General features: G+C 48.8%; 19 protein-coding genes and 1 tRNA gene. 14 read left to right on the top strand and 6 right to left on the bottom strand.

All coding sequences use genetic code 11. The features are described 5' to 3' along the window. Positions 1 to 1362 (bottom strand): 2-hydroxycarboxylate transporter family protein, encoded by a 1362-nt coding sequence (locus AC1M2H_RS04325; protein WP_480150424.1) that lies wholly within the window; start codon positions 1360 to 1362, stop codon positions 1 to 3. Positions 1363 to 1709: 347 nt separating this feature from the next. Between AC1M2H_RS04325 and AC1M2H_RS04320 the strand changes: the two genes are divergently transcribed. Both AC1M2H_RS04320 and AC1M2H_RS04315 read left to right on the top strand, forming a co-directional pair. After that, positions 1710 to 3152: an ATP-binding protein gene (locus tag AC1M2H_RS04320; protein WP_480150423.1), complete on the top strand. Its 1443-nt coding sequence runs from the start codon at positions 1710 to 1712 to the stop codon at positions 3150 to 3152. Then, positions 3142 to 3834, top strand: coding sequence for a response regulator (locus AC1M2H_RS04315; RefSeq protein ID WP_480150422.1), 693 nt, complete (start codon positions 3142 to 3144; stop codon positions 3832 to 3834). The genes AC1M2H_RS04320 and AC1M2H_RS04315 overlap by 11 nt, the downstream gene beginning before the upstream one ends. Positions 3835 to 3880: 46 nt before the next feature. On the opposite strand, the gene AC1M2H_RS04310 is transcribed toward AC1M2H_RS04315, so the two are convergent. Continuing rightward, positions 3881 to 6037 (bottom strand): ornithine decarboxylase, encoded by a 2157-nt coding sequence (locus AC1M2H_RS04310; RefSeq protein ID WP_480150421.1) that lies wholly within the window; start codon positions 6035 to 6037, stop codon positions 3881 to 3883. A 431-nt stretch (positions 6038 to 6468) separates the two neighbouring features. Between AC1M2H_RS04310 and AC1M2H_RS04305 the strand changes: the two genes are divergently transcribed. The 3 genes from AC1M2H_RS04305 to AC1M2H_RS04295 all read left to right on the top strand — a co-directional run bounded on the left by AC1M2H_RS04305 (position 6469) and on the right by AC1M2H_RS04295 (position 8792). Next, a complete protein-coding gene (locus tag AC1M2H_RS04305; protein WP_480150420.1) occupies positions 6469 to 7182 on the top strand; it encodes a DUF554 domain-containing protein in 714 nt (237 codons plus the stop codon). Between the two features lie 105 nt (positions 7183 to 7287). After that, positions 7288 to 7363, top strand: a tRNA-Phe gene (locus tag AC1M2H_RS04300). Between the two features lie 160 nt (positions 7364 to 7523). Next, positions 7524 to 8792: a tyrosine-type recombinase/integrase gene (locus AC1M2H_RS04295; protein WP_480150419.1), complete on the top strand. Its 1269-nt coding sequence runs from the start codon at positions 7524 to 7526 to the stop codon at positions 8790 to 8792. A gap of 258 nt (positions 8793 to 9050) precedes the next feature. Here the strand turns inward: AC1M2H_RS04295 and AC1M2H_RS04290 are convergent, their stop codons facing one another. After that, positions 9051 to 9899, bottom strand: a complete 849-nt coding sequence (locus AC1M2H_RS04290) for a helix-turn-helix transcriptional regulator (protein WP_480150418.1) — start codon at positions 9897 to 9899, stop codon at positions 9051 to 9053. A gap of 151 nt (positions 9900 to 10050) precedes the next feature. Here AC1M2H_RS04290 and hemA point away from each other — a divergent pair, with 151 nt between their 5' ends. Beyond that, a complete protein-coding gene (gene hemA / locus AC1M2H_RS04285; protein ID WP_480150417.1) occupies positions 10051 to 11283 on the top strand; it encodes a 5-aminolevulinate synthase in 1233 nt (410 codons plus the stop codon). A gap of 158 nt (positions 11284 to 11441) precedes the next feature. On the opposite strand, the gene AC1M2H_RS04280 is transcribed toward hemA, so the two are convergent. Both AC1M2H_RS04280 and AC1M2H_RS04275 read right to left on the bottom strand, forming a co-directional pair. Continuing rightward, positions 11442 to 11858: a VOC family protein gene (locus AC1M2H_RS04280; RefSeq protein ID WP_480147914.1), complete on the bottom strand. Its 417-nt coding sequence runs from the start codon at positions 11856 to 11858 to the stop codon at positions 11442 to 11444. Positions 11859 to 11884: 26 nt separating this feature from the next. Beyond that, positions 11885 to 12916, bottom strand: a complete 1032-nt coding sequence (locus AC1M2H_RS04275) for an IS630 family transposase (protein WP_480151833.1) — start codon at positions 12914 to 12916, stop codon at positions 11885 to 11887. A 44-nt stretch (positions 12917 to 12960) separates the two neighbouring features. Here AC1M2H_RS04275 and AC1M2H_RS04270 point away from each other — a divergent pair, with 44 nt between their 5' ends. From AC1M2H_RS04270 to asnB, 3 genes are read left to right on the top strand one after another with little or no spacing between them, the layout of a single operon-like run. Next, positions 12961 to 13416 (top strand): GNAT family N-acetyltransferase, encoded by a 456-nt coding sequence (locus AC1M2H_RS04270; protein ID WP_480150416.1) that lies wholly within the window; start codon positions 12961 to 12963, stop codon positions 13414 to 13416. After that, entirely contained in the window at positions 13413 to 14483 is a 1071-nt protein-coding gene (locus AC1M2H_RS04265) for a Gfo/Idh/MocA family oxidoreductase (RefSeq protein WP_480150415.1), read from the top strand. The genes AC1M2H_RS04270 and AC1M2H_RS04265 overlap by 4 nt, the downstream gene beginning before the upstream one ends. A 24-nt stretch (positions 14484 to 14507) precedes the next feature. Next, a complete protein-coding gene (gene asnB / locus AC1M2H_RS04260) occupies positions 14508 to 16349 on the top strand; it encodes an asparagine synthase (glutamine-hydrolyzing) (protein ID WP_480150414.1) in 1842 nt (613 codons plus the stop codon). Here asnB and AC1M2H_RS04255 read toward each other — a convergent pair. Then, positions 16338 to 17143, bottom strand: a protein-coding gene (locus tag AC1M2H_RS04255) for an IS5 family transposase (RefSeq protein ID WP_480147878.1) whose coding sequence is annotated in 2 segments (ribosomal slippage) — positions 16338 to 16790 and positions 16793 to 17143 — 804 coding nt in all. Because the reading frame shifts where the segments join, the coding sequence is not laid out codon by codon here. The two genes, asnB and AC1M2H_RS04255, sit on opposite strands and share 12 nt — an antisense overlap. 147 nt (positions 17144 to 17290) lie before the next feature. On the opposite strand from AC1M2H_RS04255, the gene AC1M2H_RS04250 reads away from it, so the two are divergent. From AC1M2H_RS04250 to AC1M2H_RS04230, 5 genes are all read left to right on the top strand, one after another. Further along, positions 17291 to 18463, top strand: coding sequence for an MFS transporter (locus AC1M2H_RS04250; protein ID WP_480150413.1), 1173 nt, complete (start codon positions 17291 to 17293; stop codon positions 18461 to 18463). 383 nt (positions 18464 to 18846) lie between these two features. Beyond that, a complete protein-coding gene (locus AC1M2H_RS04245; RefSeq protein WP_480150412.1) occupies positions 18847 to 19764 on the top strand; it encodes a hypothetical protein in 918 nt (305 codons plus the stop codon). A 142-nt stretch (positions 19765 to 19906) separates the two neighbouring features. Then, positions 19907 to 20092 (top strand): AlpA family transcriptional regulator, encoded by a 186-nt coding sequence (locus AC1M2H_RS04240; RefSeq protein WP_480150411.1) that lies wholly within the window; start codon positions 19907 to 19909, stop codon positions 20090 to 20092. A 113-nt stretch (positions 20093 to 20205) separates the two neighbouring features. Then, positions 20206 to 20790 carry a DUF2857 domain-containing protein gene (locus tag AC1M2H_RS04235; RefSeq protein WP_480150410.1) on the top strand — a complete coding sequence of 195 codons (585 nt, stop codon included), beginning with the start codon at positions 20206 to 20208 and terminating at the stop codon, positions 20788 to 20790. Then, positions 20780 to 20989, top strand: a complete 210-nt coding sequence (locus AC1M2H_RS04230; RefSeq protein ID WP_048211278.1) for a TraR/DksA family transcriptional regulator — start codon at positions 20780 to 20782, stop codon at positions 20987 to 20989. The genes AC1M2H_RS04235 and AC1M2H_RS04230 overlap by 11 nt, the downstream gene beginning before the upstream one ends. Positions 20990 to 21044: the final 55 nt, after the last annotated feature.

The following is a 21044-nucleotide window of genomic DNA, read 5'->3' as shown; positions in this document are numbered from 1 at the left end:
TTAAACGAGGAAGTTGCCGAGAACCAACAGCGAGATGGAGACGTTGATCGCCCCGCCGATGCGGGTGGCAATCTGGGCGAATGGCATCAGGCTCATACGGTTGCCGGCGGTCAGAATCGCCACATCGCCGGTGCCGCCCTGTCCGCTCTGGCAGCAGGAGACGATGGCGACATCAATCGGATGCATGCCAATCTTTTTGCCGACGAAGAAACCGGTCGCCACCAGCGCAGAGACGGTGCTGATAATCACCAGCAGGTTGCTGACGGTGAAAGCGGCGACCAGTTCGTGCCATGGGGTGATCGCTACGCCAACGGCAAACAGGATGGGATAGGTCACAGAGGTCTGGAAGAATTTGTAGACCACCTGAGAACCTTCAAGAATGCGCGGGGAGACGCCGTTAAACAGCTTCACCAGCACCGCCATAAACAGCATGCCAACCGGTGCAGGCAGACCAATCAGCTTGTGGCCCAGCATCCCCAGCATATACAGCAGTACCGCCAGCAGCGCGCCGGAAGCAATGGTGGTGACGTCGACTTTGCCGGAGAAGGCAGGCTGTGAGGCCGTTTCATCGGTATTCGCGCGGTTTGGCATCAGCTGGCCTTCACCGGTCAGGTCCGGATAGCGTTTGCCGAGTTGGTTCAGACAGCCGGAGATGATAATGGCGGTGAGGCCGCCCAGCATCACCATCGGCAGGACGCGTCCCAGCGCCACGCCCTGATCCATATGCAGCAACGTCGCATAGCCGATCGACAGCGGGATCGCCCCTTCACCCACGCCGCCCGCCATGATCGGCAGAATGATAAAGAAGAAGATCTGGAATGGTTCGAGGCCGAGCGCCAGCCCCACCCCCATGCCGACGATCATGCCGACGATTTCCCCGCACAGCATCGGGAAGAAGATGCGCAGGAAACCCTGGATCAGCACGGTGCGGTTCATACTCATGATACTGCCGACAATAATGCAGCAGATATAGAGATAGAGGATGTTGGTGGATTTGTAGAACTTCGTCGTCGACTCCACCACCACGTCCGGCAGCAGACCATAATAGACCAGCGCCGAAGGGATGAACGTCGCGCAAATCGCCGCCGCGCCGAGCTTGCCGACAATCGGCAGACGCTTGCCGAATTCGCCGCAGGCAAAACCAAAAAACGCCAGCGTGGCAACCATCACCACGATATCGCTCGGTAACTTCCCCCCCAGACAATCGATGGCGATCAGCAGTCCGGCAAGAACAAACAGCGGTAAAGGAATAATCCCCACTTTCCAGCTATCCATAATATGCCACCAGCGCTCTTTGAGCGAAGGTTTATGAATATCAATTGGGTCCTGGGTAACAGAGAAAGAATCGTCAGTTGTGCTCATGATTAAGCCCCTTGGTTATTTTGTGCAGGCAGCTTAATGTGCCCAAAGCAGACTTAATGTGAGACTCAGCATATTAAAACCGAAACTTTAATGGACGCTATGGTTTTAATGGTTTCTTTTATTTAATGTGATTCACAGTTTATTTATTAGCGTGGTTTTTATGGTTTATTTTCTAAAATGAACAAACAAATAACATTTATTAACCTAAATTTAAGATCTGTGGCGACTGCAATATTTTTCTCATGCAGAGCGCTTGTGCAAAGGATCACAAGTTTCCGGCAAAGCAGATGTCAGCCGGAAAAAAGATGATATATTAGCCACTTCCCTTGATACCCAGCGTGATAGCGATGAAAGTTTCATTTCAAATAAAGCTGTTCATTTCACTGACGGTCTTTTTCTCAGTGCTCTTCGTGCTGTTGGGAGGCTATTATTATATTGATGTCGAAAAACAGCTGTATATGGAAATGAGTACGCGGGCAAAAATACAAGCAGAAGAGATCGCCATCATCCCTGTATTACGTGAAAATGTCGCCCACAAGGATATTAGCGCAATCACTAATTTTATGCATAAAATAGCGGCGCGCAGTGACGCCAGTTTTATTGTCGTCGGCGATAATCAGGGCCGTCATTTGTTTCATTCGGCCTTCGCCGACCGGGTCGGCACTCTGCTCGTCGGCGGTGATAATGAGGAGGTGCTGAAGGGCAAAACCACCACCACCATTCGCCAGGGGGGTTTAGGGATTTCGCTACGCAGCAAAGCACCGATATTCGGCGATGACGGTCAGGTGGTGGGTATTGTCTCCGTGGGCTACCTCACCAGCTACCTCGACACCATTACCGTCAGTAAAGCCGTCAATATTCTGCTCGCTGCCGTTTTGCTGCTCGTTGCCCTGTTCGTGTTCTCGTGGTTTTTTACCCGCAGCATTAAGAAGCAGATTTTCTCGCTGGAGCCGCGTGAAATCGGCCTGCTGGTGCGCCAGCAAAAAGCGATGATGGAGTCGATCTACGAAGGGGTGATCGCTATCGATGACCATCTGCGGATCGAGGTGATCAACCAGGCTGCGCGGAAGCTGCTGGGCCTGAATCAGCCCGCCCGACAGCTGCGCGGACAGCCGATCGGCCAGGTGAAACGCTACGTAGACAATCTGCGCATCATGCGCCATGAGCAGCTCAACCGCATGACCACGCTCTCCGGCCTGCTGCATATGGGGCGTTATGAGGAAGCCATTGGCTATATTCAGGCCCAGTCAGAACACGCCCAGGAGCTGCTGGACTTTATCTCGTCGCGCTTTCATTCGCCAACGCTGTGCGGTCTGCTGTTAGGCAAGGCCTCCCGCGCCCGCGAAAAAGGGGTGCAACTCAGCTTCGATCCGGCCTGCCGGATGGCGAGCCCCTTCGCCCCGCTTGCCGAAGCAGAGCTGATTTCGATTATCGGCAACCTGCTGGATAACGCCATTGAAGCGACGCAGCGCGCACCGCTGCCGCACGAGCCGGTAGAGGTGCTGATCACGCTGAATGCGCAAGAGCTGATCGTCGAAGTGGCCGATCGGGGAGTCGGCATTACACCGGCCTTGCGCGAGCGGATATTTGAGCGCGGCATCACCACCAAAACCTGCGGCGACCACGGTATCGGACTGTACCTGATCGACAGCTACGTCAGCCAGGCTGGCGGAACGATCGAGGTCGCCGACAATATGCCCCGCGGCGCGATTTTTTCACTGTTTATTCCCGCCACGGGAACCGCCTGGCGCCCGGAACAGGAACCAGAAGAGACCGACTATGCAACATGAACTTATCGATGTACTGATCGTGGAAGACGAACACGCGTTGGCGCAGCTGCATGCGGAGCTGATTGGCAAACATCCGGGCCTGCGGCTGGTGGGCATTGCGTCATCCCTGGCCGACGCGCAGACCCAAATTGAGAGTAAGCGGCCGCAGCTGGTGCTGCTGGATAATTACCTGCCGGACGGGAAAGGAATTACGCTTATCGGTAATGCGCTGCTGGCACGTACCCTCTGTTCGGTCATTTTTATCACCGCCGCCAGCGATATGGATACCTGTAGCCTGGCGATCCGCAACGGCGCGTTCGACTACATCCTCAAGCCGGTATCGTGGAAGCGTCTTAACCAGTCACTTGAGCGCTTTATGCAGTTCGCTGAACAGCAGCGGGTGTGGAAGATCGTCGATCAGCAAAACGTGGATTCCCTGTATCAACTGCAGGCGAAAAACTACCGTCAGGATAACGGCAGCAAAGGCATAGAGGGGAATACGCTGGCGCGGGTACAAAATCTCTTTAGCCACCATACGCTGCGCTGCTTTTCGGTGGACGAAGTCGCGAGCGCGACGGGGCTGAGTAAAACCACCGCCCGCCGCTATCTGGAACACTGCGTGGAGAGCGGTTTTCTCAGTGTGGAGATGCAATACGGTAAGATTGGCCATCCGCGCAGAATGTACCGACATAGCGCGGGCTGAGCCACCGCATCCCCTCTCCCGACATACTGCGGGAGAGGGTCCGCTATTAAGAAAGGCGCATAGCCGCCTGGTTCAGCACATAGCCGTACAGCCGCTTGATGCCGTCGGGATCCGTTTCGCTGTAGACGCCCTGCAGCTCCGGCGAGAAGCCGGGCAGCATATTGACGCCCTCCTCCAGCGCGAGGAAGTAGCGCAGCACCGCCCCGCCCCACACTTCGCCAGGCACCACGCACAACACGCCCGGCGGATAGGGCAGCGCCCCCTCCGCCGCAATGCGGCCTTCGGCCTCGCTCAGGCGCACGAGGTCGACGTTGCCGCGGATAAATTCGCGGTTCGCATCCTGCGGATTCATCACCACCCGCGGGAAGCTCCGCTTGCGGAACATCTCTTTTTGCAGATCCTTAACCGCAAAACTGACGTACAGATCGTGCATCTCCTGGCATAGCTCGCGAATGGTGTAGTCGCGATAGCGCACCGGATACTTGTTATAGATGGTCGGCAGCACGTCGGCCAGCGGGCTATCGGCTTCGATATGCTGTTCAAACTGCGCCAGCATCGCCACCAGCTGGGCCATTTTTTCAGCACTCTCGGCCGGGGTCAGCAGGAACAGAATCGAGTTAAGATCGCACTTCTCGGGCACAATGCCGTTCTCGCGCAGGTAGTGCGCCAGAATCGTCGCCGGGATCCCGAAATCGGTATATTCGCCGCTTTGCGCGTCGATGCCCGGCGTGGTCAGCAGCAGCTTGCAGGGGTCAACGAAGTACTGATCGCCCGCATAGCCCTCAAAACCGTGCCAGCTGGCGCCCGGCTCAAAGCTGAAAAAACGCCGCTCGCGGGCGATCGCTTCGGTCGGATGATCCTGCCACGGGCGCCCGGCCACCGTCGGCGGAACAAACGGCTGAATCATTTTGCAGCGGGCGAGGATCGCCTTACGCGCTTCAATCCCCAGCGCCACGCAGTCAGCCCACAGCCGGCGGCCGCTTTCGCCTTCATGAATTTTGGCATTCACGTCCAGCGCCGCAAATAGCGGGTAAAACGGGCTGGTTGACGCGTGCAGCATAAAGGCGTTGTTCAACCGCTTGTGTGGGCAGAATCGCGCCTGGCCGCGCAGGTGGTTATCCTTCTTGTGGATCTGCGACGTTTGCGAGAAACCGGCCTGCTGTTTATGCACCGACTGGGTGACGAAAATGCCCGGATCTTCCGGCGTCAGATCGAGCAGCAGCGGCGAACAGTCGGCCATCATCGGAATAAACTGCTCATAGCCGACCCACGCGGAATCAAACAGGATGTAGTCGCACAGGCTGCCAATTTTATCCACCACCTGACGGGCGTTGTAGACGGTGCCGTCGTAGGTGCCGAGCTGAATCACCGCCAGGCGGAACGGCCGCGGCGCATCGGCCTTTTCCGGCGCCGCTTCGCGAATCAGGTTGCGCAGGTAGCCTTCATCAAAGCAGTGCTCATCGATGCCGCCGATAAAGCCGAACGGGTTGCGCGAGGCCTCCAGGTAGACCGGCGTGGCCCCGGCCTGAATCAGCGCGCCGTGGTGGTTGGATTTGTGGTTGTTACGGTCAAACAGCACCAGGTCGCCGCGGGTGAGCAGCGCGTTGCAGACCACCTTATTCGCCGCCGAGGTGCCATTGAGGACGAAATAGGTCTTGTCGGCGTGGAACACCTTCGCCGCGAACTTCTGCGCGTGCTTGGCGGAGCCTTCGTGAATCAGCAGATCGCCCAGCTTGACGTCGGCATTACACATGTCGGCCCGGAAGAGGTTCTCGCCAAAGAAGTCAAAGAACTGGCGGCCCGCCGGATGTTTTTTAAAAAACTCCCCGTGCTGATGTCCCGGACAGGCAAAGGTGCTGTTATCCATCTCTACGTACTGGGTCAGGGTGTTAAAAAACGGCGGCAACAGGTTATCTTCATAGCGGCAGGCGGCCGCCTCCAGCTCCAGCCACTCCTGCTCTTTGCCTGAGATCACCGCCGCGACGCCGTCCGGCTTTGCTACTTCGCTTTCGCTGAGCAGATAAACCGGTAGATTAAACCCGCTACGTTTAAGCAGGGAGAGGATGCCGCTGCGGCTGTCCGCTGCGGTAATGACGACTGCCGCCACATCGGTAAAATCGGTACTGTCCAGCGCCACCACGCGACGGTGGGTGGAAAGATGGGGGACCAGCTCGCAGCTGGCGGCAATGTGCATTGATTTCATTAGCGCGAATACCCGTTTCCGGAGAGTAAAAGGCCTCAGACAGGGCGTTCACGCCTTGTCCAACAAAATGTCAGGGTCCGACTGGATTCCAGCTCCGACCGCCCGACATCAGTAAAAGCAGACCAGGTCCGCTTTTACTGTTGTCCTGCAGTGAGCATGCGCTGCCTTCACCGCATGAGGGGAAGAGGATCGAGACTAAGAGTAGCAAGATGAGGCGGCTTGCGCATCCGCGCGCGGCGGCAATGCGTTGGCGATGTGGTCATTCCGGCGGCCTCATAGTTGAAGAGAAGAAAATTCGCGCAATAATGTCACCTTTGCTATACCCAGGCAAGATGAATTACATATGCAGTAACATCACTGTTCCACGAGCCTTTACGCCGTGGCAGGTTCATAATAATGCACTTATTAGGGATAATTAACGGGAGCACGCTGTGGTTACAGGGCCTTTTATTAACGCCGGCGCGGTGCTGGCAGGCGGCATCGTTGGCGCACTGTTAAGCCAGAGATTGCCGGAGCGCATCCGCACATCGATGACCTCTATTTTTGGTCTCGCCTCTTTGGGCATTGGTATTCTGTTAGTGGTTAAATGCGCCAACCTGCCGGTGATGGTGCTCGCCACCCTGCTGGGCGCCCTGCTTGGTGAAGTATGTAATATGGAGAAAGGCACCAACGCGCTGGTTGGCAGACTCCAGCAGATATTTTCGCCGAAGGGCAAGCGGCGGGTCGCCGCCCATGACTCTTTTGTTCAGAGCTACGTCGCGATTATCGTCCTGTTCTGCGCCAGCGGAACCGGGGTCTTCGGCGCGATGCGCGAAGGCATGACCGGCGACGCCAGTATTCTTATCGCCAAAGCGTTCCTCGACTTTTTCACCGCCACCATTTTTGCCTGTTCCCTCGGCATTGCCGTCGCGGCGATAAGCGTTCCGATGCTGGCTATTCAGCTCAGCCTGGCGGCCTGCGCCGCGTTAATTATGCCCTTGACGACCCCGATGATGATGGCCGATTTCAGCGCCGTCGGCGGCATGCTGCTGCTGGCGACCGGGCTGCGCATCTGCGGTATCAAGATGTTTGCGGTGGTTAATATGCTGCCGGCGCTGGTGCTGGCCATGCCGCTATCGGCAGCCTGGAGCCTCTTTTTCGCCTGAAGCTGCGTGCTTTTAATGCAATGTGGTGATAGATTGTCCATCCTGCGTTGATTTGATGAAATTTCGTTGACGCAGCGAGGCGAATCGGTTTTAATGCGCCCCGTTGCCCGGATAGCTCAGTCGGTAGAGCAGGGGATTGAAAATCCCCGTGTCCTTGGTTCGATTCCGAGTCCGGGCACCACTATTCTTTTTTTATGCTTTCCTATGAATCTCTATGTTGTTGTAATTCAATAGGTTGGCGTAAAAAGTCTTTCCGATACGTTTTGATTTATCCCTTAGTATCCGGAAAAAATGGGGTCAGATTGCGGGTCATTCAGTTCGACAACTGGAGTGACCCTCACATGTTAACTGACAGCAAAATCAGCTCAGCAAAACCTCTCACAAAATCTTATAAGCTCACTGACTCGCAAGGCCTGTACCTCACGGTATCCGCCAGCGGCGCTAAGCTATGGTATTTCCGCTATCGCCTCGGCGGTAAAGAAAGCCGTCTGGCCTTTGGCCCCTATCCTCAAACTACACTGGCGGAAGCCCGCGAAAAGCGCGATGCGGCTCGGAAGCTTCTGGCGTCCGGCATCAGCCCTTTTCAGCTTCGCAAGACGGATGACACCGCCGTTGATGAATCCCGCACATTTCAGTATGCCGCTACGGCATGGCACACCAGCAGCCTTAAGCTCTGGTCTGACGCGCACGCCGATAAAATCCTCACCTGTCTGAAACGCTACGTTTTACCTGGGATTGGCGCGATGGACATCGCAAAGATTGAAACCCGCCATCTGGCGCAACTTGTTAAGGCCATCGACGATAAAGGTGTGCATGACGTTGCCGGACGGGTGCGCCAGTACTTGACCAAAATCATGCGCCACGCAGTGCAGCAGGGCGTGATTAAATATAACACGGCTTACGATTTGGAGGGTGTCGTGACCCCAGTGGTGACCCAACACCACCCCGCCCTGCCGCTGAAACGCCTACCAGAACTGCTGGAGAAGATGAATAATTACAAAGGCAGGGAACTGACTCGTCTGGCGCTGGAGCTGAATCTGCATGTTTTTCTGCGCTCCAGTGAACTTCGCCTCGCACGCTGGGACGAGTTCAACCTGAAAGCACATACCTGGACGGTGCCTGCAAAGCGTGAGGCCGTACAAGACGTGAGGTTTTCAGAGCGTGGCACAAAAATGAAGGATGAACATCTGGTGCCGCTGTCGCAACAGGCGGTTGCTCTGCTGAAACAGATTAAGGAAATTACCGGAGAGTCAGTATTTGTCTTTGCTGGAGCGCATTCAATGGATAAGCCAATGAGTGAAAATACTATCAACAAGGCGCTGCGCATGATTGGCTACGACACCAAAACCGAAGTCTGCGGTCACGGCTTCAGAACTATGGCTTGTAGTGCCCTGAATGAGTCCGGACGCTGGTCAAAGGATGCCATTGAGCGACAGATGAGCCACAAAGAGCGCAACGGCGTGCGGGCTGCTTACGTGCATAAGGCGGAGCATTTGGAAGCCAGAATCGAAATGATGCAGTGGTGGTCGGATTATTTGGACGTCAACCGTGAGGGCTACGTCGCGCCGTATATTTATGCTCGACAGCATAAGATCGCTACTATTTATTGAACGATAAGATGTAGTCAGAAATCGATTTCACTATAAATATAATTGATTTTTAACCATTTGAATAATAGGAAAAATTTCAGCCTATTATTCAAATCTAAATTTTTCATATAGTTATATGATGAATATCGAAACTCACTTCTTATAACCATATTAAGACCACAACAGAAATGATTACAGACTGCATTCTGCTAATCACGCCTGTTTACAGGTCCCTTATAAAATATTTAACTTAGTTAAGAAAATTTAATTTCTAACAATTTAATCCGGATCAGAAGATACCCACTCCTCAAACTTAAAACCAGCATCATTACCTTCAGTGACAGCATAATATACCAGCCTTAAATGTCTGTCCTGGTCAATTGTCAACATCGTATGTTCAAAAGATACACATCCTATCTTTTCTACATTTAACTGACGCTTCCCATAATAAGGACCATGAATATCCTGCTCGTGCCACCAAGTTTTAAAGTCTGGATCAATGTTTTCTAGATCCTTAATTAATTCGCAAATATCAGGAGCTTGCGTTGCTCTGACGAAGTCTCTGCGAAAATGTGAAATCAACTGGTGAGCTTGTTCTTCCCATGGTTCAAATAACATGCGTGTAGCTTGGTCAGCAAAGATCATCCAAAGAAGATTCCTGCGTTCTGCCGCATAATGTGAAAAGTGGAAAACCCGATCAGCCGCTTTATTCCATGCAATGACATCCCAGCGTAAATTTATTACATAGGCTGGACTTGTCTTTAAATTTCCCATGAGACGATGGATAAGGGGGGGAACGATGCACCACGTTTTACCCGGCTCAACTGGTGGCCGTTGCTGCGTCAAAAGATAGAGATGGCGGCGTTCGGCGGCATCGAGTTTTAAGACACGTGAAAGACTGTCAAGAAATGCCGCAGAAACGCTAATATCTCTGCCTTGTTCCAGCCATGTGTACCAGGTCAGCCCTACCCCCGCAAGCGCAGCAACTTCCTCTCTACGAAGACCTGGTGTGCGTCTTCTTCCTGTAGATGTCAACCCCACATCGGCTGGCTCAAGACGTTCCCTACGGCTACGTAAAAACTGAGATAGTTCTTTGCGTGTTCGCTGCATGTTGCGAACTGTTCTCATCACATCACTCCTAGTAATAGCATAATCAGTTAGATTGTAACCGTAAAAAATCCAGGACACAATGTGATTCAAAGGCGCTTAGGCTCCTAATGGTTGCCAAGAGTACAGCGACTTTACTTCCATGGTTTTTGTAAAATTGCAGGGGTGAAAAATGTACCAGAATTTATTGAATGAAAAGCTGAACGACCTTAAATCTTCAGGTCAGTATCGTACTTTTGTTACTTTAAATCGTATATGTGGTAGCTACCCTCTCGCTCGTCTTGAAGGAGAAGAGACCAAACCTGTTGTAGTGTGGTGCAGTAATGATTATCTTGGAATGTCACAACATCCCATTGTTCGACAAGCCATGCATGAGGCTATCGATTCCTATGGGGCTGGTTCAGGTGGTTCTCGTAATATTGGCGGTACACATGGATTATTTGGGAAACTTGAAAGTAGTCTTGCCGAATGGCATAGTAAAGAAGCAGCTTTAGTTTTCCCAACTGGTTTTAGCTCCAACGACGCAACATTACAATGCCTTTTGAGGCAAATACCTGATTGCGTAGTAATAAGTGATGAGCAGAACCACGCATCAATAATTAACGGTATACGTTCAACTAAAACAGAGCGACAGGTATTTAAACATAATGATGTTAACCATCTCACTCAAATTCTTTCTCAGTATCCATTAACACGCCCCAAAATAGTTATTTTTGAATCAGTTTATTCAATGGACGGCGATATCGCCCCTATTAAATCTATTGTCGAAGCGGCTAAAAAGTATAATGCTTTAACGTATCTTGATGAAGTACATGCTATTGGCATGTATGGACCCAATGGTGAGGGTATTGCTGCTGAGGTCGGTGTGGCAGATAAAGTCGATATTATACAGGGCACAATGGCCAAAGCTATAGGTGTGATTGGAGGGTATATTACTGGCCGAAAATGGATGATAGATGCTATAAGGTCCTTCGCAACTGGTTTTATTTTTACGACATCATTACCACCAGCAATAGCAGCAGGTTGCTTATCTAGCGTTAATTATCTAAGAAAACATCCACAAGAACGGGAAATGCTTCAGGAACGCACCAAACTTCTACGTTCGAAACTTGACCAACTGAATATTCCGGTGATGACATGCTCTACAACTCATATTTTACCGGTTCTGGTAGGGGACGAGGTCAAATGCAAGTCAGCTGCAGAACGCTTAATGAAAGTACACGGGATCTACCTACAACCTATAAATTATCCTTCTGTTGCTGTTGGAACTGAGCGTTTTAGAGTTAACGCCACACCTAATCACAGCGAAGACCAGATTAAGCATCTTGCTAAATCATTACTAGAAGTATTTCAATATTTTGATATTCCGCTGAAACAGATAAAACCTTCAGTTCAGGTGGCATAATAATGGAGAAGATCCAATCTCAGATTAAATTTCGTGTGGCAAAGGCTAAGGATATTAATAGTCTTGTATACTCAATAAACTTCAAAGTGCAGATTGTTTCAGGGAGCCACATTAAGTCCTGCAGATGAAAATATTTATTTTTGACTTTATTGAGTATTTTAACCTTGGTCTTTATTATCAGCAGCCATTAACTCCAGCAGATTTCCATCAGGATCCCGAAAGAAAACAGATTGTGATGGCTGACCTGAACTCGTTTCACGGGGCACCGGGCCATGGATTATTTCGATATCGTTTTTCTCAAGTAGCTCTAACACGCTGAGAATTGTCCCTCCCCACCGGAAGCATAAATCAGCACTCCCTGGCATTGGCCTTTTAGCTACAAGTTCCACGCCATTCTCAACCTGATGTAAACTCAGGACAATATCACCCAGCGATACCTGCCTTACAAGCAGTTTCCCAAAGGGGGCGTACTCTGCATGAATTTTTGCACCAAACAATTTATCGTAAAAACAGTAAGATACTTCAAGGTCGGCAACAGTTATTGCAACATGATCAATGAGAGTTATTTTGTTCACAGGTGAACACCTTACGCTATACGTCGTTATGTCTCTGACACGGAACTGAGCACCTGAAAATTGTCGTTGATACGACAGCCCAGTTTCTGCCCCAGTTCCGGCAGGGTTCGTTCAAAAAATCCTCTTATCGCGTCCCTGAAGGCTTTCGCTGACGCAAAATACCGGTTATTCCGCACATGCTCATTCATCACCTTCCACAACCGTTCTGTCGGGTTCAGGTTCGGGCTGTACGGCGGCAGATAATGCAGTTCAATATTCATCACGAAGGCCCAGTCCTTAACCAGCGATGCCCGGTGATAAGGCGCACCGTCCAGTATCAGATGCACTTTCTGCGACACCGGATAAGTCTGGCGAACTGCAATAAAAAAACGGCAGATAGCATCCGCATTAATCTGCGGATAATCACGGGTCACCGTCCGGGCCAGGTCGTTCACGCTGAGGGCGCTGATGATGTTCAGGCGGGTCCGGCTCCCGGTGGTTTTCACCGCTTTCAGTTCCCCCTTTCTTATCCAGCCACAGCTCAGCTTCGTTGACTGCGTCGGATGTACCGCATCCATAAACAGAATGGGTTCGCTGTCACCGGCAGCCTGCTTCAGCGCTTCATAATGCGTCATGAACTGCTGCTGTTGTGCCGGGCAGAACTTATGGGGAATACCTGACGGTTTTTTCCAGGTGAACCCGTTGCGGTGAAGCCACTTATTCATACCCGGAATGCTGTAGCGCACACCGAAGCGGTCACGGACAAGCGACACGATACTGGCCGTCGTGATGTGAACAGTGTCAGTCAGAAGCTGACGAAGTTCGGCAGACTCCCCGGGAGTCAGATGCTCCTGCGAACCGCCGTTATCAGAGGTGAGCTTACCGTCGCTGAGATAATCCGATAGATGACGCAGAACCGTGGTCTCATGAATGAGCTGAGACTGCGCAATCATGGCAGGAGACCAGCCCTGAGCAGAAAGCAGCACGCAGCGTATCCGGTCGCAGACACGGCGGTCACGACTCTGCCGGTGCTGAGCCTCAAGGGCGGCAATCTGTGCGGAGGTCAGTTTTACGTTCATGGCCTGAGCATGATCCTCAGCACCGACGAAATCAAGCAGTTTCAATGATCACGGGTATAGCTCTGCGAGCTATTTTACTGGACGGCAATCACAACACCAGTTACACAAGTCGTAATCCGCAAGAAAGTAATATCTGGAAAAATGAGTACGTTAAATGGCTACATGAACTTCATGGCAGAAACAAAAACATCAGGATAGTTGTCGCAGAGTGTGAAGGACAGCTTACAGGGTGTGCCACAGGAATCATTGATAATCGGCCCCCTGCTCCAGATTGTGTTACTGGAATGTGCGGTTGGGTGCAATCTGTAGTTGTTCTTCCTCAGTGGAGAAGACAAGGCATCGCCTTATGTATTATGAAAAATATATTAAAGTGGTTTGAGGAAAAAGCTGTTTCAAAAGTTGTACTTGAATCAACACCAGAAGCCGAATGCCTTTATGAAAAGCTTGGGTTTACGGCCAGCTCTGAAAAGATTTTCATCTATGGAGGAAATAGGTTATGAAGGTACTCATTATTGGCCTTGGTTACGCAGGACAGCGCTATCTCCGTTCATTCATTCACTTGGGAATAGAATTAGATATTCCTATGCAATTTTCTTATGTTGGCAGACATAAGCGAAGTGAAGCATTACCATATTTTGATAAAGTCTCTGAGGCAGTGAATACATTCTGCCCTGATATAGTCGTTGTAAGTGTAAATGATCATAGCCATGTAAAAATCCTCAAAGAGTTACAATACTTTAACGGATTTATTATTTGTGAAAAACCATTAGCTATTCCCAATGAAAATTGGACCGATTTTAAAAATTCACTTGTAAACATCAAAGGCTTTGCACTTGATCTCGTAGAGCGTTACTCAGAGGCGACTCAGAAACTACGTGATGAAATAAAAAGAAGGCAATGGACGCTAATCAGAGCATCATTTTATTGGGGAAAAGATCGCATTAATGATTATCGGCCTACGTGTGGCGTAACTAGTGAAATAATTCATGCCTTAGATCTTATAAACTTTATTTACCCTAAAGATAGCCCATTAAAGTTAGAAGCAGCGTTGGGTATAAAATCAGACTTCTCCATTTCGGGAGATAATATACTTGATACTGTTTTACTCACAGCAAAAATAGGTAATTCGCCAGTTGCTGGCTATAGCAGTTTCGTCAATGTTGAACGCCAGCGGAACGTAGACTTTACTTTTATAGATTTTGAGGGATTTTTATATCACGCACGGATTATTTATGACACTCCAGAATGGGATAGCGACCACCTTGAAATCTGGACACGCGATGTAAATGGTAAAAATGTCACCGTGTTAGATTTAAAAACTGAACCCAGTAAACCCGGCCTAGAGACTGTAGAAAAATTGTCTAAGCTCTGCAAAGACGTAGTTTTATATGTTTCAAACAACGTTCCCCCTCTTCAACCATTTGCTGACCTTAACACAACATTTAGTCTGCAAGAATTGCTGGATGAAATTAGTCAAAAAGTTTTGGCGACATTACCAGCACGTTATATACGGGGGCAAACTCGAGCTCTGCTACCTCACGATACTGACTTAGAAAGCCTCGGATAAACATTTTCTTTCTGGAGTGAAATTATGTGTGGAATGACTGGATGGCTTTCTTATAGCCAAAATTTAGAATCGCAGCGGAAAACGTTGCAAAGAATGACAGATACAATGGCTTTACGAGGTCCTGATGCTGAAGGTCTGTGGATAGATGGACCTATTGGATTAGGGCACCGTCGGCTGTCTGTTATTGACCTTGAAGGGGGACGACAGCCTATGATAGCCAATTATAATGGATATCGTGCTGCGGCGGTTATCACATATACAGGTGAAGTTTATAATTTTCAAGAGATAAGATCAGAGCTTCAAAGTTTAGGCCACCGCTTCGAGACACGAAGTGATACAGAAGTAGTATTACATTCATACCTTCAGTGGGGTAACAACTTTCCTGAAAAATTAAATGGCATGTACGCCTTCGCTATATGGGATCGCCTAAAACAGGAACTTTTTCTTGTTCGCGACAGGATGGGTGTAAAGCCTCTTTATTATTTTCAAACAGAAGATGGTATAATTTTTGGATCTGAGCCAAAAGCTCTTTTAGCTAATTCCCTTGTTCCTCGTAAAGTGGATGCCGATGGTATGAGGGAAATATTAGAGATGGTAAAAACACCTGGGCAGGCGATATTTTCAGGGATGCGAGAGGTTTTACCCGGAGAGTGTATAAAAGTTTCACATGATGGGCTTTATAAAAGCCGTTACTGGAAACTTGAAGCGCATGAACATCAGGATTCACTTGAGCAGACAATAAAGCATACCCGCGATCTGCTTGAGGATATCGTCGACAGACATATTGTTGCTGATGTGCCGTTATGTAGTCTTTTATCTGGTGGTCTGGACTCATCCATTATTACCGCTTTGGCTTCTAAAAAACTCCTTGCCGCCGGAAAGGAGAATATCCGTTCTTTCTCAGTAGATTTTGCCAATCATGGTACAGAATTCACTGGAGATGGAGTCCGCGGTACTCCTGATGCTCCTTTTGTACGAGACTTGGTTGAACTAATCAATTCCAAGCATGGAGAAATTATAATCGATAGTAGCTCAATGGCCGATCCTGATCTACGCTCCAAGATCGTACATGCTTTGGATTTGCCACCCGCTTTTTGGGGCGACATGTGGCCTTCTCTTTATCAACTGTTTCAAAGTATAAGACAGCATTCAACTGTCGCGCTTTCTGGTGAATCTGCAGATGAAGTATTTGGTGGATATCGCTGGTTCCATGATCCTGAAGCCATAGCGGCTAAAACCTTCCCATGGCTAACCTCCGTCACGGGAAAATACTTTGACGGAAAGACGCTTTTTTCACAGAGCTTATTGAATAAACTTGGAATGGATGATTTTTTGCAGGATAGCTACAGGCAAGCTCTGGCAGAAACTCCCGTGCTGCCGGGAGAGAACGAAACCAATCATCGTATGAGGCAAATGAGCTATGTCAATTTGACCCGGTTTGTTCAGACCTTACTTGATCGAAAGGACAGAATGAGCATGGCTGTAGGTCTCGAAGTCCGTGTACCCTTTTGCGATCACCGGCTGGTAGAATATGCTTTTAATATTCCTTGGGAAATGAAGGCGTTTGATGGTCGTGAAAAAAGTATTTTAAGAGCTGCGACTAAAGATATTTTGCCTGAAAGTATTTCAAATCGTGTTAAGAGTCCATATCCCTCAACCCAAGACCCTGCATACGAAAGAGCTTTACGTCAATCGTTAACGGCTATTTTAGAAGACTCTAATTCGCCTGTTATACCCTTATTAGATCGTAAGCGTGTTCAACAGACATTAGAGAAGCCGCTTGGCGACCTGTCTCCCATGTATGACCGTATGGGCATAGAACTTGCCATAGGTTTAAATACATGGATTAAGAGCCTATCCCAATAGGATTTTGTTCCAGACAATGATGCCGCAGGCAAAATGCAACATGGCCTCGTAATTTTCGGCCTTCTTTTCCCATCGGGTCAGAACCCGGCGAAAGCGATTCATCCAGCTATGAGTCCTCTCGACAACCCAGCGATGGGCTTTGAAGTCGGTGTTTTTACCTGCATCAGACTCCTCTTTACGGGACTGGATATGCGGCTCGTAGCGGCGGCTCTGTAGATACGTTTTCAGCCAGCCAGCTTCGTAACCTTTGTCCAGGCAGAGTCTGAGTTTTTGCCCCGGACGCCCCGTCTGAAGTGCATCGAGCGTATCTGCAACCAGTTTGATATCGTGCGTGTTCGCTGCTGCAACAACCAGCGACAGAGGAAGCCCGTTGGCGTCTGTCAGCAGGCTACGCTTTACGCCTTGTTTCCCTCTGTCCGTGGGATTACGGCCTGTTTTTTTGTTCCTGACAATGGCGATTTGGTCATACAGCCGTCCATCGACAGCCAGGACCAGTCAATGCCGTCCAGATGTTCGCAGGCAAGCAAACCGTTCTGCCAGAAGCGTTCGAAGACTCCCGCATCGCGCCATTCCTGGAAGCGTCGGTGTGCAGAACTCGATGAACATATCCCGGTGGCGTTCAGGGCGTTCCACTGGCAACCGGTCCTGAGGACGAAGAATATGGCATCCATGGCAGCACGGTTATCAACGCGTCTACGATGAGTCCCCAGTGGGTGGCTGGTTTTATGCTCCGGGATGAGTGGAGCCATTTTTTCCCATAGTTCGTCGCTGATCTGCCACTTGCTACCCGCCATACATTCCCCCTCAGAAATTACCGTAACGTATTATACGATAATTCCTTTTGGGATAGGCTCTAAGAATTACAACGTTTCGCTTTCTTTTTGATTTCCATCAGAGGGTAATCATTTACCCCTATTTTAAATTCGAGATTAGGAATTTTTATGGCTCTAAATACTCGATCCACTGTATATCTTATAGCCTTAGGAGCTTTCGCTCTGGGTATGGCTTCATATGTGACTGCCGGGCTGATACCAATGATACAAACATCATTTTCAGTTTCGACTGCGATAGCTGCCCAACTCGTAACTGCTTTCACTCTTGCATATGGTCTCGGTTCACCCGTATTTGTTGCATTTTTACCTGCTCACCGACAGCGCAGCGGTTTATTATTCGCCCTAGGTCTGTTTGTGATAGCTAATGCTGCCAGTGCGTTATCAACTGATTTCACCGTATTGTTGATATTCCGTGCAATCGCAGGAGTAGGAGCGGGTATTTATCTTGCAATGGGTATTGCCGGTGCAGCAGCGCTCTCAGAGCCTGATCAAAGGGGAAAAGCCATTTCTGTTATCATGGGAGGAATGGCAAGTGGGACTGTGCTTGGGGTTCCGCTTAGCCTCCTGTTAGCCGAACGTTTTGGGTGGGCAGCAGCCCTGTGGTTAGTTGCATTATTAGGAGCAATTGCTTTATTAGGACTCATTACGAAACTCCCGGTGCTGCCTAAAGCTCAGACGATATCACTTAAGCACAAGCTGATGCTGCTTACTGATATGCATGTTGTCACAATTCTTCTCGTATCTTTATTGGCTGCAGTTGCCAGCCTTGGTATGTACACTTTCATCGCTCCACTGCTCTCTGATTCAAATTATGGTGCTATACATTCCGTCACTCCTTACCTGTGGGTTTGGGGGATTGGTGGTGTAATAGGCAGCTTTTTAATTGGTCCGCTGGTCGATCGCTTTAGAGGACCAGTACTTAGCTTTAGTATCATGGTTACTTTAGCCATTTCGTTATTCCTTCTACCGCCAGCTGCATCCACAAGCGCATGGCTCGTAATGATTCCAATTTCTATCTGGGGAGCGGTAGGGTGGGCATTGCAAGTACCGCAGAATAACGAATTAATTAAGGCTCGGGAGCAACAAGGGGATGGCAATTTAGCGGTTGCTCTCAATGAGTCTGCCTTATACCTGGGTAGTGCAATCGGTGCCGCGATGGGGGGTATTCTTCTCTTGCAGGATTTATCCCCTTGGGTGCTTACTACATCAGCTGGGATTGTTGCAACTCTGGGCGCAATCATACAATTTCTAAAAATAAAAAAACATCCAAATATTTTTTAAAATAATGGCCAAATGTCATACATAAAAGGAAACCGGCCATAAGGCCGGTTTATAATAACAAGCTGACTATCAGGTTTCTCCATCCTTTCAGTCGCCTCAATAAGTACATTTTTTCTATATATGAGCAGAGCATTAACGCCTTAAATAGTAAAGAGAACATCTCAATCATCAGTACTTAATCACCTGCTTATCAGTCACTTGTTTTTTCTCGTTAATTTATTGAATTCAAATTATATCCTGATAGTTATCCAACAAAATATAAACGTATATTACTCATCCTTGCATTTATTATTTTCGTCACAGCGACATATTTCAAGCCCTATCAGATAACACTATCCACTTTGATTACTTCAAAGATATTGTTATATAAAAGGAGCTCTAGCATGTCATTAAATAGTACTATATCAAACACCCAAAATATAATGTTGGATTGGGTAACTATACAAGAAGCAGCTACTATAGCTAGTCAGATTATGAATAAAAATTTAACAGTCAGTGACCTCTATCGTCATGCTTTATGTGGAAATATATATTTATCTATTTACTTCCAATCACCTGTTATTTTAAGGAAGGTGCAAATAACAAACAATAAGATTAAACTACGAACAGTAGGAAGCTCTTTTTTAGCGCAACTTTGTTTACTTGAAGGAAACAATTTCACTAATGGCATCAAATTAATTATCAGCACCAGTGGAAAGCTCTTTTCTCCCAGGCAACGAGTTATTGACACAACATTGCTTGGGTACGAATATGTTATAGTTCAGTCATTACTGGCCCAATCTCTTAACATTCCTTTGCCACTAACAGGAGCTAATGATGTAAATTATGGGATATCGGTTTCGTTATCCGGTGAAATTTTTCAGCTATTCGAAAAATCCACATGGAAGGCAAGAATAGAACAGCAAATAAAAAAATCACCTAAGAGTATCGAGTCAAATATTAATGAATATATTTCACCACAGATGGCAAGTCGATTCGGTTATTTTCCAGTTTATACTTTACCTCCGGATGCCTGTTTAGTCATACGGTATTCAGAACTTGAAAAAATAATTAACACTCCTGTTAAAAACAAAACTATCACATCGTCTTCAACACGAATATCCACACCGTTATCTCGTATGTTTTGGCTTGCCTGTAAACATAATGACACGATTAGTCCATTAATCAAACAACCTTATAAACTACTGTCCATTTTCGAGCAATGGGCCTCCGCCGAGGGTATTACCGATCGACTGAGCGGAGACACGCTAAAAACCGCACTTGAACGCGGCTCACCTTCCTCCACTACACCATCAAATTAAAACAACATTCATTTTTTAATCTGAAAACCCGTATTACGAGTGACAGCATCCGTAATACGGGCTTACTCACTTCCCCTCCGTTATCCCTCTGTGTTTTTTTGTCATCTCCGGGCCCATCCCAATTTCTGTACTGGAGGAAGTTATGACATCTCATCAGTTATTACGCTTAAAACAGGTTGAAGAAAAAACCGGCCTGAAACGCTCCCAAGTCTACCTGTATATGAAAAACGGCACCTTTCCACGGTCAATAAAGATTGGTCCAGCCAGCGTGGCCTGGATCGAATTCGAAATAGATGAGTGGATAAACCTTAAATTAGCTAACCGCTGAAAACATCTCGGGGGGAGTGGAGGTGAAAAACAATCACCGATTTTTTTCATCTCATATTAGCTCAATCCTTCCCTATTTATCCGTTTTAGAAAACAGTGTGGAGATATGACAGAATGATCCCATCATTGAATTTCGCCGTATTAACCGATGCACTGCACGCGCTGAAAGAGGGCAACCTTCGCCACTGTGAAACCCTGGGATTCACCTTCGACGAAATGACTGTCCTCAATCAGCTATCGCTTGATGAGCTGTTTATTGTCAGCCGGTCATCAGCACCGTTTGTCTCAATCAGCGTTCGCCATGATGTTTTACGCCATCTGATGGCACAGGCTCGTCAGGATGTCCGGTACCAGCGGCTGATTAACCGGGCGATCCGACTGGGTGGTTCCATCGCGTTGCTCAACCAGTATTTTGGTCTCACCTCCAACGAAACCTGCTTTCGCCGCCGGTTGCTGGGTGTCAGCGTGCCTTATGGCCGGACGCCTGAGCCGGACGAAGAGACGGATGCCGAAATCTGGCGGCAATGGCAACAATACCGGGTGGATAATCTTGAATCCTCCGACGCGCTGACCGCCATGATGCAGGTGACGGAAAAGCTGTTGCCGGACGCCGAAGGTCTGTCTCTCACCACCGTCTGGAAGCGTATCGTACTTTGCGAACAGGAAGCCGCCAGCAGGAGGGCATCACATGCCGGATGAGATCGACCGCGACCAGGAATTTAATGAGCAGCGGCTGGAAGAGATGATTGAACAGAGTCGTTTCAAACCAGGAACAACACCATCATTATTCCACTGCCGTTTATGCGGTAAACCTATTCCTGAAAAACGACGGCAGGCACTACCAGGCGTAACAACCTGTACGGAATGTCAGGATAAACTTGAACGCCGTCGGTGTTAAATGTGAGCAAAAAGACGTATGGGAAATAAATGCCCCATACGTCTTTATCTGTATC

This window comes from Klebsiella sp. F11 (assembly GCF_056712265.1).
The sequence above is the reverse complement of the archived record's forward strand: the minus strand, read 5'-3'. Positions and strand labels throughout refer to the sequence as shown.

Coding starts and splice junctions, on each gene's coding strand:
- AC1M2H_RS04325 (WP_480150424.1), bottom strand. CDS start 1,362: ATGAGCACAACTGACGATTCTTTCTCTGTTACCCAGGACCCAATTGAT.
- AC1M2H_RS04320 (WP_480150423.1), top strand. CDS start 1,710: ATGAAAGTTTCATTTCAAATAAAGCTGTTCATTTCACTGACGGTCTTT.
- AC1M2H_RS04315 (WP_480150422.1), top strand. CDS start 3,142: ATGCAACATGAACTTATCGATGTACTGATCGTGGAAGACGAACACGCG.
- AC1M2H_RS04310 (WP_480150421.1), bottom strand. CDS start 6,037: ATGAAATCAATGCACATTGCCGCCAGCTGCGAGCTGGTCCCCCATCTT.
- AC1M2H_RS04295 (WP_480150419.1), top strand. CDS start 7,524: ATGTTAACTGACAGCAAAATCAGCTCAGCAAAACCTCTCACAAAATCT.
- AC1M2H_RS04290 (WP_480150418.1), bottom strand. CDS start 9,899: ATGAGAACAGTTCGCAACATGCAGCGAACACGCAAAGAACTATCTCAG.
- hemA (WP_480150417.1), top strand. CDS start 10,051: ATGTACCAGAATTTATTGAATGAAAAGCTGAACGACCTTAAATCTTCA.
- AC1M2H_RS04275 (WP_480151833.1), bottom strand. CDS start 12,916: ATGAACGTAAAACTGACCTCCGCACAGATTGCCGCCCTTGAGGCTCAG.
- AC1M2H_RS04270 (WP_480150416.1), top strand. CDS start 12,961: ATGATCACGGGTATAGCTCTGCGAGCTATTTTACTGGACGGCAATCAC.
- AC1M2H_RS04265 (WP_480150415.1), top strand. CDS start 13,413: ATGAAGGTACTCATTATTGGCCTTGGTTACGCAGGACAGCGCTATCTC.
- asnB (WP_480150414.1), top strand. CDS start 14,508: ATGTGTGGAATGACTGGATGGCTTTCTTATAGCCAAAATTTAGAATCG.
- AC1M2H_RS04250 (WP_480150413.1), top strand. CDS start 17,291: ATGGCTCTAAATACTCGATCCACTGTATATCTTATAGCCTTAGGAGCT.
- AC1M2H_RS04245 (WP_480150412.1), top strand. CDS start 18,847: ATGTCATTAAATAGTACTATATCAAACACCCAAAATATAATGTTGGAT.
- AC1M2H_RS04240 (WP_480150411.1), top strand. CDS start 19,907: ATGACATCTCATCAGTTATTACGCTTAAAACAGGTTGAAGAAAAAACC.
- AC1M2H_RS04235 (WP_480150410.1), top strand. CDS start 20,206: ATGATCCCATCATTGAATTTCGCCGTATTAACCGATGCACTGCACGCG.
- AC1M2H_RS04230 (WP_048211278.1), top strand. CDS start 20,780: ATGCCGGATGAGATCGACCGCGACCAGGAATTTAATGAGCAGCGGCTG.